General features: G+C 61.8%; 16 protein-coding genes. 9 read left to right on the top strand and 7 right to left on the bottom strand.

Features of this window, described 5'->3' with window-relative positions:
• Positions 1-59: 59 nt before the first annotated feature.
• The 3 genes from FGE05_RS22625 to FGE05_RS22615 all read right to left on the bottom strand — a co-directional run bounded on the left by FGE05_RS22625 (position 60) and on the right by FGE05_RS22615 (position 2,423).
• Positions 60-1,343 (bottom strand): arsenic transporter, encoded by a 1,284-nt coding sequence (locus tag FGE05_RS22625; protein WP_139648427.1) that lies wholly within the window; start codon positions 1,341-1,343, stop codon positions 60-62.
• Between the two features lie 37 nt (positions 1,344-1,380).
• Positions 1,381-1,731, bottom strand: coding sequence for a metalloregulator ArsR/SmtB family transcription factor (locus FGE05_RS22620; protein ID WP_139648425.1), 351 nt, complete (start codon positions 1,729-1,731; stop codon positions 1,381-1,383).
• Positions 1,732-1,865: 134 nt separating this feature from the next.
• Positions 1,866-2,423 carry an NADPH-dependent FMN reductase gene (locus tag FGE05_RS22615; RefSeq protein WP_139648423.1) on the bottom strand — a complete coding sequence of 186 codons (558 nt, stop codon included), beginning with the start codon at positions 2,421-2,423 and terminating at the stop codon, positions 1,866-1,868.
• A gap of 183 nt (positions 2,424-2,606) precedes the next feature.
• Between FGE05_RS22615 and FGE05_RS22610 the strand changes: the two genes are divergently transcribed.
• Both FGE05_RS22610 and FGE05_RS22605 read left to right on the top strand, forming a co-directional pair.
• Positions 2,607-2,840: a hypothetical protein gene (locus tag FGE05_RS22610; RefSeq protein WP_024776992.1), complete on the top strand. Its 234-nt coding sequence runs from the start codon at positions 2,607-2,609 to the stop codon at positions 2,838-2,840.
• A 78-nt stretch (positions 2,841-2,918) separates the two neighbouring features.
• Entirely contained in the window at positions 2,919-3,812 is an 894-nt protein-coding gene (locus FGE05_RS22605; RefSeq protein WP_139648421.1) for a LysR family transcriptional regulator, read from the top strand.
• On the opposite strand, the gene FGE05_RS22600 is transcribed toward FGE05_RS22605, so the two are convergent.
• The 4 genes from FGE05_RS22600 to FGE05_RS22585 form a co-directional block, all read right to left on the bottom strand.
• Entirely contained in the window at positions 3,778-4,392 is a 615-nt protein-coding gene (locus tag FGE05_RS22600; protein ID WP_139648419.1) for a GNAT family N-acetyltransferase, read from the bottom strand. The two genes, FGE05_RS22605 and FGE05_RS22600, sit on opposite strands and share 35 nt — an antisense overlap.
• Positions 4,393-4,673: 281 nt before the next feature.
• A complete protein-coding gene (gene dnaQ / locus FGE05_RS22595; RefSeq protein ID WP_139648417.1) occupies positions 4,674-5,426 on the bottom strand; it encodes a DNA polymerase III subunit epsilon in 753 nt (250 codons plus the stop codon).
• Between the two features lie 196 nt (positions 5,427-5,622).
• Entirely contained in the window at positions 5,623-6,075 is a 453-nt protein-coding gene (rnhA, locus tag FGE05_RS22590; RefSeq protein ID WP_024776996.1) for a ribonuclease HI, read from the bottom strand.
• A gap of 88 nt (positions 6,076-6,163) precedes the next feature.
• Positions 6,164-6,922 carry a class I SAM-dependent methyltransferase gene (locus FGE05_RS22585; RefSeq protein ID WP_047700957.1) on the bottom strand — a complete coding sequence of 253 codons (759 nt, stop codon included), beginning with the start codon at positions 6,920-6,922 and terminating at the stop codon, positions 6,164-6,166.
• 65 nt (positions 6,923-6,987) lie between these two features.
• Here FGE05_RS22585 and gloB point away from each other — a divergent pair, with 65 nt between their 5' ends.
• The 7 genes from gloB to FGE05_RS22550 all read left to right on the top strand — a co-directional run bounded on the left by gloB (position 6,988) and on the right by FGE05_RS22550 (position 16,936).
• A complete protein-coding gene (gloB, locus tag FGE05_RS22580) occupies positions 6,988-7,755 on the top strand; it encodes a hydroxyacylglutathione hydrolase (protein WP_139648415.1) in 768 nt (255 codons plus the stop codon).
• 99 nt (positions 7,756-7,854) lie between these two features.
• On the top strand, positions 7,855-9,306 hold the full coding sequence (locus FGE05_RS22575) for a transglycosylase SLT domain-containing protein (protein WP_139648413.1): 1,452 nt from the start codon (positions 7,855-7,857) through the stop codon (positions 9,304-9,306).
• A 236-nt stretch (positions 9,307-9,542) separates the two neighbouring features.
• Entirely contained in the window at positions 9,543-11,375 is a 1,833-nt protein-coding gene (locus tag FGE05_RS22570) for an extracellular solute-binding protein (RefSeq protein ID WP_139648411.1), read from the top strand.
• Positions 11,372-13,225, top strand: coding sequence for an extracellular solute-binding protein (locus FGE05_RS22565; RefSeq protein WP_139648409.1), 1,854 nt, complete (start codon positions 11,372-11,374; stop codon positions 13,223-13,225). Before FGE05_RS22570 ends, FGE05_RS22565 begins: the two co-directional genes overlap by 4 nt.
• Before the next feature lie 4 nt (positions 13,226-13,229).
• Positions 13,230-14,303 carry a microcin C ABC transporter permease YejB gene (locus tag FGE05_RS22560; protein WP_047700952.1) on the top strand — a complete coding sequence of 358 codons (1,074 nt, stop codon included), beginning with the start codon at positions 13,230-13,232 and terminating at the stop codon, positions 14,301-14,303.
• Position 14,304: 1 nt separating this feature from the next.
• Positions 14,305-15,324 (top strand): ABC transporter permease, encoded by a 1,020-nt coding sequence (locus FGE05_RS22555; RefSeq protein WP_139648408.1) that lies wholly within the window; start codon positions 14,305-14,307, stop codon positions 15,322-15,324.
• Between the two features lies 1 nt (position 15,325).
• Entirely contained in the window at positions 15,326-16,936 is a 1,611-nt protein-coding gene (locus FGE05_RS22550) for an ABC transporter ATP-binding protein (RefSeq protein WP_139648405.1), read from the top strand.
• Positions 16,937-16,942: the final 6 nt, after the last annotated feature.

The raw sequence follows: 16,942 nt of genomic DNA, 5'->3' as shown, positions 1-16,942 counted from the left end.
TTTGTGTTTGTCATACTCCCCTGTGGGAGCGAGCCTGCTCGCGATAGCGTCGCTACGGTCTAGAAGGACAAACGCAACGCCAACGCCGCCAACGTCACCAGCAACACCGGCACCGTCAACACCACGCCAACCTTGAAGTAGTAGCCCCAGCCAATCCGGATATCCTTGCGCGCCAGCACATGCAGCCATAGCAGCGTTGCCAGGCTGCCGATCGGCGTGATCTTCGGCCCCAGGTCGCTGCCGATGACATTGGCGTAGACCATCGCTTCCTTCACCGCGCCAGTGGCATGACTGGCGTCAATGGACAAGGCACCGACCAGCACCGTCGGCAGGTTGTTCATGACCGACGAGAGCAACGCCGTCAACACCCCGGTGCCCATGGCCGCGCCCCACACGCCGTAACCGGCGAACACGTCGAGCCAGCGGGCCAGGGAGTCGGTCAGTCCGGCATTGCGCAAGCCGTAGACCACCAGGTACATGCCCAGGGAAAAGATCACGATCTGCCACGGCGCTTCCTTCATGGCTTTGCGGGTGGAGATCTTGTGACCGCGAGCGGCTACGGCCAGCAGCAACGCGGCGCAGACAGCCGAAATGGCACTGATGGGAATGCCCAGGGGCTCCAGGGCAAAGCACCCCAGTAACAGAATCACCAACACGGCCCAGCCGGCATAGAACGTCGCGGTGTCGTGGATGGCACTCGCCGGATCGTCCAGTTGATGCGGGTCGTAGTCACGGGGGATATCGCGGCGGAAAAACCACATCAGGATCGCCAGGCTGGCCGCCACGGCCACCAGGTTCACCGGCACCATCACCGCCGCGTAGCGGTTGAAGCCGATGCCGAAGAAGTCCGCCGAGACGATATTCACCAGGTTCGACACCACCAGCGGCAGGCTCGCGGTGTCGGCAATGAAACCGGCCCCCATCACGAAAGCCAGGGTCGCCGCCGGGGAAAAGCGCAGGGCCAGCAGCATGGAAATCACGATGGGCGTGAGGATCAGCGCCGCGCCGTCATTGGCGAACAACGCCGACACCAGCGCACCGAGCAGCACCATGTAGGCGAACAGCTTGCGCCCACTGCCCCGCCCCCACCGGGCCACGTGCAGCGCCGCCCAGGCGAAAAAACCCGCTTCGTCCAGCAACAGGCTGATGATGATCAGCGCAACGAAGGTACCGGTGGCATTCCAGATGATATGCCACACCAGAGGGATGTCGCTGATCTGCACCACCCCGCTCAACAACGCCAGCAGCGCGCCGAACGTCGCGCTCCAGCCAACGCCGAGCCCTTTGGGCTGCCAGATCACCAGGGTAATGGTCAGGAGAAAAATCAATGACGCGACAAGCATGCGCTACAGCCTTGGAAGGAGGGATTGATAAGAAACGTCAGCAGCAACGCGCCACCGGACGATCGGCCATCGCCGCCAGGCGCTCGACATCCGCCGCCAGCCAGGCCGCATTGGCCGCCAGCGCCTGCTCCAGCAACGTGCGGATCCAGGCGGGCAATTGCGGATGTAGACGGTAGTAGACCCACTGTCCTTGCCGTCGGTCACTGAGCAGGTCGGCATGACGCAACTGCGCCAGGTGCCGGGAGATTTTCGGCTGGCTCAGGTCCAGGGCGGCGGTGAGTTCACAGACACACAACTCCCCCTCGCGGGCCAGCAGCAACGCAATGCGGGTTCGGGTGTCGTCGGCCAGGGCCTTGAAGACCTCGACGGGATTGTGGGGATTGGACATGACGGAAAAAAGTCTGGGGAAGCGAAGGACGAATATATGGAAGCCCGAATATTCAGTAAAGCGGCGATTGGGGTGACCGATGAACCCATGGCGAGAGAGCTTGCCCCCTCGCCATCGGGATTATCGCAGGGGCATCAGACCTTTTTATGCTGCTCGACCCACTGACCATAGGCATTGATGAATGTCTGCAGGAACGGCTTCACCGACTCCGACACATGACCCGCCTCATCGAACGCCGTGCCGGCATTGCTCAGGTAGCCTTCAGGTTGCTGCATGCACGGCACATTGAGGAACACTAGAGACTGGCGCAGATGGTGATTGGCGCCAAAACCGCCGATGGCGCCCGGCGATGCGCTGATCACTGCACCCGGTTTGCCGCTCAGGCAGCTCTGGCCATAGGGACGCGAACCGACGTCGATGGCGTTCTTCAACGGTGCCGGCACGGAACGGTTGTACTCCGGGGTGACGAACAGCAAGGCATCGGCTGCGCCTACCCGTTGGCGGAAGGTGCTGTAGGCAGCCGGGGGCGAGGCATCAATGTCTTCGTTGTAGAGCGGCAGGTCGCCTATCTCGACGATCTCCAGCTTCAGGTTGGCAGGCGCCAGGTCCGCCAGTGCCAGTGCCAACTTGCGATTGATCGACGCCTTGCGCAGGCTTCCCACTAAAACGGCCACTGTATAGACATTACTCATTGGATGTTCTCGGCTAGGGATCAAAGGGGACTCTATTTATAGATGATCGGGCGGATTATTGGACCAGCGGAAAGTCGAAAACCGGCCGCTTGGACTATTTTTTTCTTGTAGGAAAACTTACCGCGCATGGGCAAGGTCTACAGAACCGTAAATCGAGTGATCTATTTCCAGAGGTTCTAAGCAATGGCAGCAGTACTTGTCGGACAATTTCATGCGCGGGACGCCGAAGGTCGCGTCTATTCGGTGCATGAATTCCAGGAATCGACCCCGTCGCCGGACGGAAACGGCAAGGAGCCTGTCACCACTTACAAACTGGCCATCGGTGATCGGGTCAGCAAGCTCGATGAGGACAGGTTCCTGCTGGTACAGTCCGGCATTGAATTGGTGCGCGAACCCGAAACGCAAATAGCTTTATGACATAAGCAGAAGTCATGCCCGGACTTGGGTTAGGATTCAGCCATTCAATGGCTCTCCCGCCGCACACGGACTTCTTGCATGCGACTACGCCACATCGAAGTGATCCAGGCGCTGCTGCAGACCGGCCACCTGGGCACGGCGGCTGAATGGCTGCAATTGCCGGTCGCTGAAGTCGAGTCGACCCTGCGCGATGCCGAAGCTCAACTGGGCTTCATGTTGTTCGCCAGCGTGCGCGGACGCTTGCAGGCCACTCGGGAAGCCCTTGAACTGCGCGACGGCATCACCGGCGTGTATGACGCCCTTGAGCCGGTGCAGCGCTTGGCCAGCAGTTTGAAACACTACCAGGCGCCGCCCCTGCGGATCATCTGCACCCCGCCACTGGCCCAGCAATTATTGCCCCGCAGCATGGCTGCCCTGCGCCGCCGCTACCCGGATGCGCCATGCACGCTGCTGAGCCAGCCGACCCGTGAGATCGTCCGCAGCCTGCTGCTGCGCGACAGCGACCTGGGTCTGAGCCTGCACGACCCTGAGCATCCCGATATCCATTGCCAGATGATCGCCCAGGGCAAACTGCAATTGCTCGCGCCTCACGGCTGGCTGCAGCCACGACAAAAGTACATTTCGCTTCAGGATCTGGCGGGCCAGTCGTTGGTGGGGCTCGATGGCCAGGACCCACTGAGCCCCGCATTCGACAACAAACTCGGAGCGCTGCGCCCGGCGCCGGTGATCCAGATCCGCGTCCAGACTCACCAGATGATGCGGGCCATGGTCGAGGCCGGCGAAGGCCTGGCCATCGTCGACCCCTTCACCGCCTCGGGCGCCAAGGATGGCGGGTTGGACGTATGCCCGGTGTCGCCCGCAATCCCCATCTGCCTCTACGCCCTGCACCTGACCGGTACGCCCCCGTCACCCACGCTTCAAGCGCTGCTGGAGCTGGTTACGGAACAAGCCGAGGCGTTGCTGAACCATTGACCGACATGCCCAACGGATCGTCGAACAACCGGTACCAGAACAACGCCACTTCGGCGGTATGCCGGTCGATCCCGCGATAGCGCAGCTGATCAATGCCGCCGAGCACATAACCGCAGCGCTCATAGAGCCGGCAAGCCCCCAGGTTGTTGTTCTGGGTTTCCAGCATGATCCCCGGCAGTTTTTTCTTGCGACTCCAGAATTGCGCCACGTCGAGCAAGGCCTTGGCCACCCCATGACGACGGGCCGGGGCATGCACCGCCAGTTCGTCGATGTGGGCAAAGCCGTTCCAGTTGGTACTGACCACCAGATGCCCTACCGGCTGGTCGTCCAGGTAGGCCATGAAGATTTCGCTGTCCGGCGCGTCGTGGAAGCTGCTGAACTCTTCCGGGTCGATGCCATAGCACTTCTGATAGGGGGCAATGGGCGTGACCAGCCATTGACTCACGGGACGACCGATCTGCGCGGTGCCATAGGCGCTGACTTCGAAACTGAAATCACTGCCCCATATATACGCAGCGAAGCCGTCATCGACGACCCGCACCGACAGGCCAGGGTGTTTGGGATTCATGACCGATTGCATACTGGTTAAAGTCCTCATTCCTTGAGCCAACCAACGGCACGTTGCAATCCATTGCCCTTGCCTCTCGAAACTGTGTACATCAAGCGGCTACCCATGGACTGCCGTTACCTCAGGTTAGAAGGTACTGGCGATTGTGGCGAGAAATGAACAATAAACAATGACCCCACCGTCCTGTGGGAGCGAGCCTGCTCGCGATAGCGGTGTGCCAGTCATCTCGTGAGTGACTGTTCGACCGCTATCGCGAGCAGGCTCGCTCCCACAGGGGTTCAATCGTCAATTCCTCACTGGCCGGCTTCAGCCAACTGCGTCCACAGGGCTGGAGCACCGGCGGACTTGGCGATGGCTTCCAGGCGCGCGACATGTTCGGCCAGGTCGGCTTCACTGGCACGAATGATCCGGGCGGGCCGACGGTCGGCGGGCAAGCGACGAATTTCGCTGGCCTGGGCACCCGAGCCTTCGCCGGTCCCATTGCCGTCCGACGCGTTACCGGCCAGGGACAGGCTGGTCTGGCCGCCGGTCATCGTCAGGTAGACGTCGGCAAGGATCTCGGAGTCGAGCAAGGCGCCGTGCAGTTCACGGCCGGAGTTATCGACGCCATAACGCTTGCACAAGGCGTCGAGGCTGTTGCGCTGCCCCGGGTGCCGCTCGCGAGCCATGAGCAGGGTGTCGAGAATGGTGCAATGCTGGCTGATATCGGCCCGGTCGTGCTGCCCCATCAAGGCGAATTCGTTGTTGATGAAGCCAACGTCGAACGCCGCGTTGTGAATGATCAGTTGCGCGCCCTGGATGAACTCGAAGAATTCATCGGCCACTTCGGCGAAACGCGGCTTGCCCACCAGGAATTCGTTAGTGATGCCGTGGACACCGATGGCGCCCTCGTCACTTTCGCGGTCCGGTTGCAGATAGACATGGAAATGGCGACCGGTCAGCCGCCGACCGATCAGCTCGACACAGCCGATCTCGATAATCCGGTGACCATCGGTCACCGGCATGCCGGTGGTTTCGGTATCCAGTACTACAGATCTGTTGGCCATCAGTGTTCAGCTCTCAACGGGCGTGCTTGCAAAGGCGGGGATGGTAACACGCTCAAGGAAAACTGCCGCAGTCAGAGCTGTGGGAGCAACGCTTGCCCGCGATGCAGTCGATGCGGTCTTTGGAGTAGAGGCGTCTGTTTCGCGAGCAAGCTTTGCTCCCACGGAGCCCCTCCCCGCAGGGGGCTTCGCTGAAGCATCAAGCCTGCTTGTAACCCCGCACCTCATCCACCCCACGGTTGGCCAACTGGTCGGCCCGTTCGTTGCCGTGGTGGCCTATGTGCCCGCGAACCCACTTCCAGGTCACGTTATGGCGGCTGACCTGCTCGTCCAGGAGCTTCCAGAGGTCGGCATTCTTCACCGGTTCCTTCGCGGCCGTCTTCCAGCCGCGCTTCTTCCAGTTGGCCATCCACTCGTTGATGCCTTTCATCACATATTGCGAGTCGGTCACCAGCAGTACATCGCAGGGGCGCTTGAGTTCTTCCAGGCCGCGGATGGCGCCCATCAGCTCCATGCGATTGTTGGTGGTATTGGCTTCGCCTCCCCAGAGTTCCTTCTCCACGCCCTTGAAGACCAACAGCGCGCCCCAGCCGCCCGGGCCGGGGTTGCCCTTGCAGGCACCGTCAGTGAAGAGTTCTACGCTATCGCTCATGCCCATCCATCCAGAAAAAATGCAAAGGCCTGCCGCCGGGGACCGCCAACCTCCAGGTTGACGATGCCGGGCAGGCCATCAGAAACGGTTATGGCTCGATATGGCGACGATTGACCTTGGCCATCGGCAAGGGAATCAGCTTGCCCATCGGCTCGCGCCGGACCTGGCGCACCGGGCGCAGCCCGACTGCGATCTTGCGCGCCACCAGCAGATAGAAGCCGCCACCGGACAGTTGCCAGTCGCCGGCCCTGCGCTCCCACCCGGCCAGGCGGGCTTGCCACTTGGGCGACGCAAGCGGCGGACGATAGCACCCGAAGCGGCGTTTCTCCAGCGCGAAGCCCAGCAGGTTGAGCCAGTCGCCCACCCTCGATGCCGAGATGCAACGGGCCTGGCGCAAGCCATCATGGGCGAAGACATGACGCAGCCCCCAACTGCTCCAGGGGTTGAGGCCGATGATCAACAGATGTCCGCCCGGACGCACGCTGCTGGCGGCTTCACGCAGCAGGCCGTGGGGGGACAGGCAGAAATCCAGGCCGTGTTGCATCACCACCACATCGGCGGCGTGCTCGCTCAGCGGCCAGGCCTGCTCCTCGCAGACGATCTCCACCCCGGGCAGTGGCGCGCCCAGGCGCACATTGCGCTGGACCTGCGGTGCCGATGGCGGCGTCTGCGCCGACGGACCGTAATGCACCAGGTAACCGCCGAAGAAGCGACCCAGCTCGTCTTCGAGCATGCGCCGTTCCTCTTCCAGCAAAAATTGCCCGACGGGGCCGGACAGCCATTCACGGGCTGCGCTGATCAACGCCAGCCAGTCGGGATCAGCCTGAGCGAACGCTTCGTCAGTCATTGCATTCTCCAACGCGTCAGGAAGTTCTAAGATGCGCCTTTGTTTTCCGCTTGGCGAATTCCGCGATGATACAGATCAGTGCCCTGCCCGCCTTCACCGATAACTACATCTGGTTGTTACAGGATCACTCCAGCCGCCGCTGCGCCGTGGTCGATCCCGGTGACGCCGCGCCGGTCCAGGCCTGGCTCGATGCCCATCCGGACTGGGTCCTGAGCGACATTTTGATCACTCACCATCACCATGATCATGTCGGCGGCGTCCAGGCGCTGAAAAATGCGACGAACGCCACCGTGCACGGCCCCGCCAGCGAGAACATCCCGGCGCGGGACGTGGCCCTCAAGGACAACGACCAGATCGAAGTGCTCGGCCTGGACTTCGCTGTCTACGCCGTGCCCGGCCATACATTGGGGCATATCGCCTATTACCACCATGGCTTGTTGTTCTGCGGCGACACCCTGTTCGCCGCCGGTTGCGGACGGCTCTTCGAAGGCACGCCGGAACAGATGCACCACTCCCTCGGCCGCCTCGCCGCCCTGCCGGACGATACGCTGGTCTACTGCACCCATGAGTACACCCTCAGCAACCTGAAGTTCGCCGCGGCGGTGGAGCCGGGCAACCCGGACATCGCCGCCCGCCTGGAAAAAGTCGGCCGGCAACGCAGCGAGGGCATCATGACCCTGCCCTCGACCCTGGCCCTGGAAAAACTCACCAATCCGTTCCTGCGCACCGCTGAAACATCCGTTAAACAAAAAGCAGACGAACGGAACGGCCAGCGAAACGGGACGCCGAGTGAGGTTTTTGCGGCCTTGAGGGCTTGGAAAGATAAGTTCTAAGGCCCCCATCGACTGATACAAAAATTCTGAATGGTTGACCTGTTGGGGTGCGCTTTCTAGAATCGGCCGACATTTTTGCCCGGAACTTACTTCCAGCCAATGTCGTCATCCATACGTAGGTCCGTCCCGTCAGCTACATTGACCCGCCTGGCTCAAGCCATCGCGGTGGCTGTGTCCGCCATCCTGGCGGGCTGCCAGAGCACGGGCCAGATGCCCCAGAACGACACAGCCAAGCCGAAGAACATGGCGGCCCGCGCCAAGCAGAAGCCGGTCTGGCTCAGCGAGAAGCCCAGCCCCCAGGTTCCCCAGGACATCTGGGAACGCATGCGCCAGGGCTTCCAGTTGCAGGAGACCGCTGGGGTCAACCCGCGTATCGAGCAACAGCGCCTTTGGTTCGCCAGCAACCCGTCGTTCCTCGAAGGTGCCGGTGAACGCGGCAGCCTGTACATGCACTACATCGTCGAACGCCTCGAAGAACGCAACATGCCGCTGGAGCTGGCGCTGCTGCCGGTGATCGAAAGCGCCTACAACCCCATGGCCTATTCCCGGGCCAATGCCGTGGGCCTGTGGCAGTTCATCCCGTCCACGGGGCGTTACTTCAACCTGCGCCAGACCCGCTTCTATGATGGCCGCCGCGACATCACCGCCTCCACCACGGCGGCCATGGATTACCTGACGCGCCTGCACGACATGTTCAACGGTGACTGGCTGCTGGCGCTGGCCGCCTACAACGCCGGCGAAGGCACGGTCAGCCGCGCCATCGAACGCAACGAAAAACTCGGCCTGCCCACCGACTACTGGAACCTGCCGCTGCCCGCCGAGACCCAGGCCTATGTGCCCAAGTTGCTGGCGCTGTCCCAGGTGGTGCTCGCCCCCGATGCCTATGGCGTGAACCTCAACCCGATCGCCAACGAGCCCTATTTCCAGGTCGTCGAGATCAACCAGCGCATGGACCTGTCCAAGGTCGCGGCGGTGGCCAACATCGACGAAGACGAGCTGTTCCAGCTCAACCCGGCCTTCAAGCAGCGCACCACCATCGATGGCCCGCAGCACCTTCTGGTGCCCACCTCCAAGGCCCAGTTGCTGACCGCCAGCCTGTCGACCATGCGCCCGGAAGAACTGATCAGCCAGCGCTCGCTCAAACCGGTTTTCGAAACCGCCGATGACAGCGAAGTGGGGGGAGTCAGGCGCAGCTACCGGGTCAAGCGCGGTGACAACCTGGCCCAGATCGCCAAGGCCAACAACGTCCAGACCAAGGACCTGCAACGCTGGAACAAGCTCAGCGGCAACAAGCTCAAGGTTGGCCAGACCCTGGTGATGCAGGATGCCAAGGCGACCAAGGCCACCGGCAAGCGCGTCAACACCGTGGTAGCCGCCAACAGCAAGGACCAGAAGAAGCAGCAGACCCAGTACAAGGTCCAGCAGGGCGACTCGCTGTACGTGGTAGCCAAGCGCTTCAATGTCGAAATGCAACACCTCAAGCGCTGGAACCCACGCATGGGCAAGGCCCTCAAGCCTGGGCAGATGCTGACGGTCTATTCCCCGCACTGACCTGTGGGAACCCCACAGACCTGTGAAGCAAAGCCCTGTGGGAGCAAAGCTTGCTCGCGATAGCAGTGCACCAGCCGACACAGTTGTCGACTGCCCCGCTATCGCGAGCAAGCTTCGCTCCCACAGGTTTGCCGCTTAACTGACCGGCATTCACCCCAGGCCGCCTTTTTCCTGCCGATACAAGCTGTTACTGTACAGGCCATAAAAGCCATAGCCGCCTGGATCGGATACCAGACTTGATACGTCCCCTCCTCCTGCTCCTGATCAGCCTGGCCCTGAGCTTCCCCGCCAGCGCAACCATCAGCGAAAGCCATGGCTACGCACAATTCGGCACGCTCAAGTACCCGGCCAGATTCACCCACTTCGACTGGGTCAATCCACAAGCGCCCAAGGGCGGTACCTTGCGGGTCATGGCGTTCGGCACCTTCGATACGCTCAACCCCTACACCTTCAAGGGCAGCAGTCCGGTCTCCACGCCCAATTTCCTGCAATACGGCATCAACGAGCTGAACGAGCCGCTGATGGTCGGCACGGGCCAGTACGCGCCCTCCGGCGATGAGCCCACGTCGAGCTATGGGCTGATCGCCCAGAGTGTGGAATACAACGAAAACCGTAGCTGGGTGGTCTTCAACCTGCGGCCCGAGGCGCGGTTTCACGATGGCGTGCCGATCACCGCCTATGATGTGGCGTTCTCCTACCGGACGCTGCTCAAGGAGGGCCACCCGCAATACCGCACCAGCCTGCAGGAAGTGCTGCGGGTCGATATCCTAAATCCGCTGAAAATCCGTTTTGTCTTCAAGCGCGCAGGCAATCCCTTGTTGATCCTGCGCCTGGGCGAGCTACCGGTGCTACCCCAGCATTACTGGGAGAACCGCGACTTCAAGGCCACCACGTTCGAGCCGCCCCTGGGCAGCGGCCCCTACCGCATCACCAAGGTGCAGCCTGGGCGCCAACTGGTGTTCGAGCGGGTCAAGGATTACTGGGGCAATGACCTGCCGGTCAATCGCGGCAAGTACAACTTCGACCGGATGGAGGTGGAGTTCTACCGCGATAGCGACGTGGCCTTCGAAGCCTTCAAGGCAGGCGAGTTCGACATCTACATCGAGCACCAGGCCAAGAACTGGGCCAACGGCTACGACTTTCCGGCGGTCAACCGCGGCGATGTGATCAAGGCGCAGATTCCCCACCAGATCCCGACCCAGACCCAGGGTCTGTTCATGAACACCCGGCGCAGCACGTTTGCCGAGGTCAAGGTGCGTGAAGCCCTGGGGTTGATGTTCGACTTCGAATGGACCAACCGCACGCTGTTCAGCAACGCCTACAAGCGCACCCTCAGTTACTACCCCAACAGCGAATTCTCCGCCAGCGGCCTGCCGGTGGGGCACGAATGGCTGTTGCTCAAGCCGTACCGTGAACAATTGCCGCCGCGGCTGTTCACCGAGCCCTTCAGCCTGCCCCATACCGACGGCCGCGGCATTCCCCGGGAAACCCTGCGCAGGGCCCTCGGCTTGCTGAAGGAGGCCGGATGGACCCTCAACGGCCAGCGCCTGTTGAACGCCGACAGCAAGCCCCTGAGCTTCGAGATCCTGCTGGTGAACCCGAACCTGGAGCGCATCCTGCAGCCCTACATCGAGAACCTCACCAGCATCGGCATCCAGGCCCGCCTGCGCACGGTGGATCGTGCCCAGTACAAACAGCGCCTGGACCAATTCGACTTCGACATGGTCCTGCTGACCCTGAACCAGACGCTCAGCCCGGGTCTGGAGCAGTGGCAGTACTTCCACTCCAGCCAGGTCGGGGTCAAGGGCAGCAAGAACTACGCAGGGATCGCCAACCCCGTGGTCGACCACCTGCTGGAAAAGCTGCTCGCCGCCCAGACCCGCGACGAACAGGTCGCCGCCGGCAAAGCCCTCGACCGTGTGCTGTTGTGGCAACACTACTGCATTCCCAACTGGTATCTGAATTATCATCGCCTGGCCTACCGTAACCGGTTCGCCTTTGTCACCACGCCGCCCTACACCCTGGGTCTGAGCGCGTGGTGGCTGAAATCTTCGGAGAAAGATCAATGAAGCCTTTACGCGCCCTGCTCCTGCAGGCCGGCGGCCTGCTTTTCGCCGGGCTGGCCTGTGCCGCGCCGCAGCACGCCGTGACCTTGTACAACGAGCCGCCGAAATACCCGGCCGACTTCAAGCATTTCGACTATGTGAACCCGGACGCGCCCAAGGGCGGGATATTCCGCCAGGGTGGCTTTGGCGGGTTCGACAGCCTCAACCCGTTCATCAGCAAAGGCGTGCCGGCGGATGACATCGGCCTGATCTACGACACCCTGGCCAAGCAAGGCCTCGACGAACCCTTCACCGAGTACGGCCTGATCGCCGAAAAGATCGAGAAAGCCCCGGACAATGCCTGGGTGCGCTTCTACCTGCGCCCCGAAGCCCATTTCAACGACGGCCATCCGGTACGCGCCGAGGACGTGGTCTTCAGCTTCCAGACCCTGACCAAGGACGGCGCGCCGATGTTCCGCGGCTATTACAACGACGTCGCCGAAGTCATCGCCGAAGACCCGCTCAAGGTGCTGTTCAAGTTCAAGCACACGAATAACCGTGAGCTGCCGCTGATCCTCGGCCAACTGCCGGTTTTGCCCAAGCATTGGTGGGCGGATCGCGACTTCAACAAGGGCAACCTGGAGATCCCCCTGGGCAGCGGTCCCTACCGGGTCACCGAGGTGAAAGCCGGGCGCTCGGTCCGCTATGAACGGGTCAAGGACTATTGGGGCAAGGACCTGCCGGTCAATAGCGGCTTCTACAATTTCGATGTGCTGACCACCGACTACTACCGCGACAATACCGTCGCGGTCGAGGCCCTGAAAGCCGGGCAGTTCGATTTCTGGCTGGAAATGACCGCCAAGAACTGGGCCAACGCCTACAACATCCCGGCCGTCACCGAAGGGCGGCTGATCAAGGAGCAGATTCCCAACGGCAACCCCACCGGCATGCAGGGTTTTGTCTACAACCTCCGCCGCCCGGTGTTCCAGGACGTGCGGGTGCGCAAGGCCCTGAGCCTGCTGCTGGACTTCGAATGGACCAATAAACAGCTGTTCAACGGTGCCTATGCCCGCACCCGCAGCTATTTCGAAAACTCGGAAATGGCTGCCACCGGCCTGCCCGGCGAGGACGAACTGAAGATCCTCGAACCCCTGCGCGGCAAGATTCCCGAACAGGTCTTCACCGAAGCGTTCCAGCCCTCGATATGCGATGGCAGCGGCATGATCCGCGACCACCAGCGCCAGGCCTATCAATTGTTGCAGGAAGCCGGCTGGCGCATCGTCGACGACAAGATGGTCGATGCCCAGGGCAAACCGGTGGTGCTGGAGTTCCTGCTGGCCCAGACCGAGTTCGAACGGATACTGCTGCCGTTCAAGCGCAACCTGAGCGACCTGGGCATCGAGCTGGTGATCCGCCGAGTCGATGTGTCCCAGTACATCAACCGCGTGCGCTCCCGGGATTTCGACCTGGTGGTGGGCAGCTTCCCGCAGTCCAGCTCGCCGGGTAACGAACAGCGCGAGTTCTGGATGTCGGCCGCTGCCGACAAGCCCGGCAGCCGCAACACCATGGGCTTGAAGGATCCGGCCGTCGACCAGTTGGTGGAGCAACTGATCAACGCCGATTCGCGCAAGAGCCTGGTCGCCCACGCCCGGGCCCTGGATCGCGTGCTGCAATGGGGTTACTACGTGATTCCCAACTGGCACATCAAAACCTGGCGCGTAGCCTACTGGAATCACATCGGCCACCCGAAAGTCACGCCGACCTATGACATCGGCACGACCACCTGGTGGGTCAAGCCGGACACCAAGCCTGCCGATGAAGTAAAGCAAGTGATCGAACAACAGAACAACGCTGCCCCGGCGAGCGTGGAGTAACCCGATGCTGGCTTATATTTTCAGGCGGCTGCTGCTGATTATCCCAACGCTGTTCGGCATTCTGCTGATCAACTTCGTCATCATCCAGGCCGCGCCCGGCGGGCCGGTGGAGCAGATGATCGCCAAGCTCGAAGGCTTCGAAGGCGCCACCAGCCGCATCGCCGGTGGCGGCGCGGAAGTGTCGGTGGCCGGTTCTTCCTATCGCGGCGCCCAGGGCCTGGACCCGGCGCTGGTCAAGGAAATCGAGCGCATGTACGGCTTCGACAAGTCGGCGCCCGAACGCCTGTGGATCATGATCAAGAACTACGCCCACCTGGATTTCGGCGACAGTTTCTTCCGCGACGCCAAGGTCATCGACCTGATCAAGGAAAAGATGCCGGTGTCCATCTCCCTCGGGTTGTGGAGCACGTTGATCATGTACCTGGTGTCCATCCCCCTGGGGATCGCCAAGGCCACGCGCCATGGCAGCCATTTTGACGTGTGGACCAGCTCGGCGATCATCATCGGCTATGCAATTCCGTCATTTCTGTTTGCCATCCTGCTGATCGTGGTGTTCGCCGGCGGCAGCTATTTCGACTGGTTCCCGTTGCGCGGGCTGACCTCGAACAATTTCGATCAATTGAGCTGGGGGGGCAAGATCCTCGACTATTTCTGGCACCTGGCCTTGCCAGTGACCGCCCTGGTGATCGGCAATTTCGCCACCATGACCCTGCTGACCAAGAACAGCTTCCTCGATGAGATCAACAAGCAGTACGTGGTCACCGCCAAGGCCAAGGGCCTGACCCGCAACCGGGTGCTCTACGGTCACGTGTTCCGCAACGCCATGCTGCTGGTGATCGCCGGCTTCCCTTCGGCGTTCATCGGTATCTTCTTTACCGGTTCCTTGCTGGTGGAGGTGATTTTCTCCCTCGACGGCCTGGGGCTGATGAGTTTCGAAGCGGCCATCAACCGCGATTACCCGGTGGTCTTCGGCACCCTGTTCATCTTCACCCTGCTGGGGCTGGTGGTGAAACTGATCGGCGACCTGACCTACACCTTTGTCGATCCACGCATCGACTTCGAAAGCCGGGAGCATTGAGATGAACCTGTCCCCTCTCAATCGCCGTCGGTTCGAACTGTTCAAGGCGAACAAGCGTGGCTGGTGGTCGCTGTGGCTGTTCATGATCCTGTTCGTGCTCAGCCTGGGCGCCGAACTGATCGCCAACGACAAGCCCCTGGCGGTGCATTACGACGGCGGCTGGTACTTCCCGGCCCTCAAGCGCTACCCGGAAACCACCTTCGGCGGCGAATTCCCGCTGGAAGCCAATTACAAGAGCCCGTACATCCGCGAATTGCTGGCGGCCAAGGATGCCTGGGTGCTATGGGCACCGATTCCGTTCAGCTACCAGAGCATCAACTACGACCTGAAGGTCCCCGCCCCCGCCCCGCCCTCCGCGGTGAACTGGCTGGGCACCGACGACCAGGGCCGTGATGTGCTGGCCCGGGTCATCTATGGTTTCCGCATTTCGGTGCTGTTCGCCCTGACCCTGACACTGCTCAGCTCGATCGTCGGCGTCATCGCTGGCGCCTTGCAGGGGTTCTATGGCGGTTGGGTCGACCTGGCCGGCCAGCGGTTCCTGGAGATCTGGTCCGGTCTGCCGGTGCTTTACCTGCTGATCATCCTGGCCAGTTTCGTCCAGCCCAATTTCTGGTGGCTGCTGGGGATCATGTTGCTGTTCTCCTGGATGAGCCTGGTGGACGTGGTGCGCGCCGAGTTCCTGCGCGGGCGCAACCTCGAATACGTGCGCGCCGCCCGGGCCCTTGGCATGCAGAACGGCGCGATCATGTTCCGGCATATCCTGCCCAATGCCATGGTCTCGACCATGACCTTCATGCCGTTCATCCTCACCGGCGCCATCGGCACCCTCACCGCCCTGGACTTCCTCGGTTTCGGCCTGCCGGCCGGCGCGCCGTCCCTGGGCGAGCTGGTGGCCCAAGGCAAATCCAACCTCCAGGCGCCCTGGCTGGGCATCAGCGCGTTCGCGGTACTGGCGATCATGTTGAGCCTGCTGGTGTTCATCGGCGAGTCCGCTCGCGATGCCTTCGATCCGAGGAAGTGAAATGAACCAGGACAATCTGATCGAAGTCCGCGACCTGGCGGTGGAATTCGTTGTCGGGCAACACCGTCAGCGCGTGGTCGAAGGCGTCAGTTTCGACATCAAGCGTGGAGAAACCCTGGCGCTGGTGGGGGAAAGCGGCTCGGGCAAGTCGGTGACCGCCCACTCGATCCTGCGGTTGCTGCCCTACCCGCTGGCCCACCATCCCACCGGCGCCATCCAGTACGCCGGGCAGAACATGCTGGGTTTGAAGGAAAAAACCATCCGCCACATCCGCGGCAACCGGATCGCGATGATCTTCCAGGAGCCGATGACGTCCCTCAATCCGCTGCACTCCATCGGCAAGCAGATCAATGAAGTGCTCGGCATCCACAAGGGCCTGACCGGCAAGGTCGCGACCCGTCGAACCCTGGAATTGCTGGAACTGGTGGGCATCCCCGAGCCGCACAAGCGCCTCAAGGCCCTGCCCCACGAACTGTCCGGCGGCCAGCGCCAACGGGTCATGATCGCGATGGCCCTGGCCAACGAGCCGGAACTGCTGATCGCCGACGAGCCGACCACCGCCCTGGACGTCACCGTCCAGCTGAAAATCCTCGATCTGCTCAAGGATCTGCAGGCACGATTGGGCATGTCGCTGCTGCTGATCAGCCACGATTTGAACCTGGTCAGAAGAATTGCGCACCGCGTATGTGTCATGCAGCGCGGTTGCATCGTCGAACAGGCATCGTGCGCAGAATTGTTCCGCGCGCCGCAGCATCCGTACACTCGGGAACTGCTGGCCGCCGAGCCCAGCGGCAACCCGGCGAGCAACGTGATGGGCCCGCCGTTGTTGCAGGTCGAGGACCTGAAAGTCTGGTTCCCGATCAAGAAAGGCCTGTTCAAGCGCACGGTGGACTACATCAAGGCCGTGGACGGCATTCGCTTCAGCCTGCCCCAGGGCCAGACCCTGGGCATCGTTGGCGAGAGCGGTTCCGGCAAGTCCACTCTGGGGCTGGCGATCCTGAGGTTGATCGGCAGCCAGGGCGGGATCCGCTTTGAAGGCAAGCAGCTGGACAGCTTGACGCAGCAGCAGGTGCGACCGCTGCGCCGGGAGATGCAAGTGGTGTTTCAGGACCCGTTTGGTAGCCTGAGCCCGCGGATGTCTGTGGGACAGATCGTCGGTGAAGGCCTGCGGATCCACAAGATCGGCACCGAAGCCGAACAGGAACAAGCGATAATCGCGGCATTGAAGGAGGTAGGCCTGGACCCGGAAACCCGGAACCGCTACCCCCATGAATTTTCCGGAGGGCAACGGCAGCGTATCGCCATTGCCCGGGCCCTGGTGCTCAAGCCGGCGTTGATTCTGCTGGATGAACCGACGTCGGCCCTGGACCGTACCGTGCAACGCCAGGTGGTGGAGCTGTTGCGGTCGCTGCAAACCAAGTACAACCTGACGTACCTGTTTATCAGCCATGATCTGGCTGTCGTCAAAGCGCTGAGCCACCAATTGATGGTGGTCAAGCATGGCCAAGTGGTCGAACAAGGTGACGCCCGCAGCATATTCGCTGCGCCGCAACACCCCTATACACAGCAGTTGCTGGAGGCCGCCTTCCTGGCCCCAACAGCTGCCGAATAACCTGAA

This window comes from Pseudomonas sp. ICMP22404 (assembly GCF_006227205.1).
In the GTDB taxonomy this organism is placed as follows: Bacteria; Pseudomonadota; Gammaproteobacteria; order Pseudomonadales; family Pseudomonadaceae; genus Aquipseudomonas.
The sequence above is the reverse complement of the archived record's forward strand: the minus strand, read 5'-3'. Positions and strand labels throughout refer to the sequence as shown.

Excerpts from the sequence above, each read along its gene's own strand:
- FGE05_RS22625 (WP_139648427.1), bottom strand. The coding sequence starts at position 1,343 with ATGCTTGTCGCGTCATTGATTTTTCTCCTGACCATTACCCTGGTGATC.
- FGE05_RS22620 (WP_139648425.1), bottom strand. The coding sequence starts at position 1,731 with ATGTCCAATCCCCACAATCCCGTCGAGGTCTTCAAGGCCCTGGCCGAC.
- FGE05_RS22615 (WP_139648423.1), bottom strand. The coding sequence starts at position 2,423 with ATGAGTAATGTCTATACAGTGGCCGTTTTAGTGGGAAGCCTGCGCAAG.
- FGE05_RS22610 (WP_024776992.1), top strand. The coding sequence starts at position 2,607 with ATGGCAGCAGTACTTGTCGGACAATTTCATGCGCGGGACGCCGAAGGT.
- FGE05_RS22605 (WP_139648421.1), top strand. The coding sequence starts at position 2,919 with ATGCGACTACGCCACATCGAAGTGATCCAGGCGCTGCTGCAGACCGGC.
- FGE05_RS22600 (WP_139648419.1), bottom strand. The coding sequence starts at position 4,392 with ATGCAATCGGTCATGAATCCCAAACACCCTGGCCTGTCGGTGCGGGTC.
- dnaQ (WP_139648417.1), bottom strand. The coding sequence starts at position 5,426 with ATGGCCAACAGATCTGTAGTACTGGATACCGAAACCACCGGCATGCCG.
- rnhA (WP_024776996.1), bottom strand. The coding sequence starts at position 6,075 with ATGAGCGATAGCGTAGAACTCTTCACTGACGGTGCCTGCAAGGGCAAC.
- FGE05_RS22585 (WP_047700957.1), bottom strand. The coding sequence starts at position 6,922 with ATGACTGACGAAGCGTTCGCTCAGGCTGATCCCGACTGGCTGGCGTTG.
- gloB (WP_139648415.1), top strand. The coding sequence starts at position 6,988 with ATGATACAGATCAGTGCCCTGCCCGCCTTCACCGATAACTACATCTGG.
- FGE05_RS22575 (WP_139648413.1), top strand. The coding sequence starts at position 7,855 with ATGTCGTCATCCATACGTAGGTCCGTCCCGTCAGCTACATTGACCCGC.
- FGE05_RS22565 (WP_139648409.1), top strand. The coding sequence starts at position 11,372 with ATGAAGCCTTTACGCGCCCTGCTCCTGCAGGCCGGCGGCCTGCTTTTC.
- FGE05_RS22560 (WP_047700952.1), top strand. The coding sequence starts at position 13,230 with ATGCTGGCTTATATTTTCAGGCGGCTGCTGCTGATTATCCCAACGCTG.
- FGE05_RS22555 (WP_139648408.1), top strand. The coding sequence starts at position 14,305 with ATGAACCTGTCCCCTCTCAATCGCCGTCGGTTCGAACTGTTCAAGGCG.
- FGE05_RS22550 (WP_139648405.1), top strand. The coding sequence starts at position 15,326 with ATGAACCAGGACAATCTGATCGAAGTCCGCGACCTGGCGGTGGAATTC.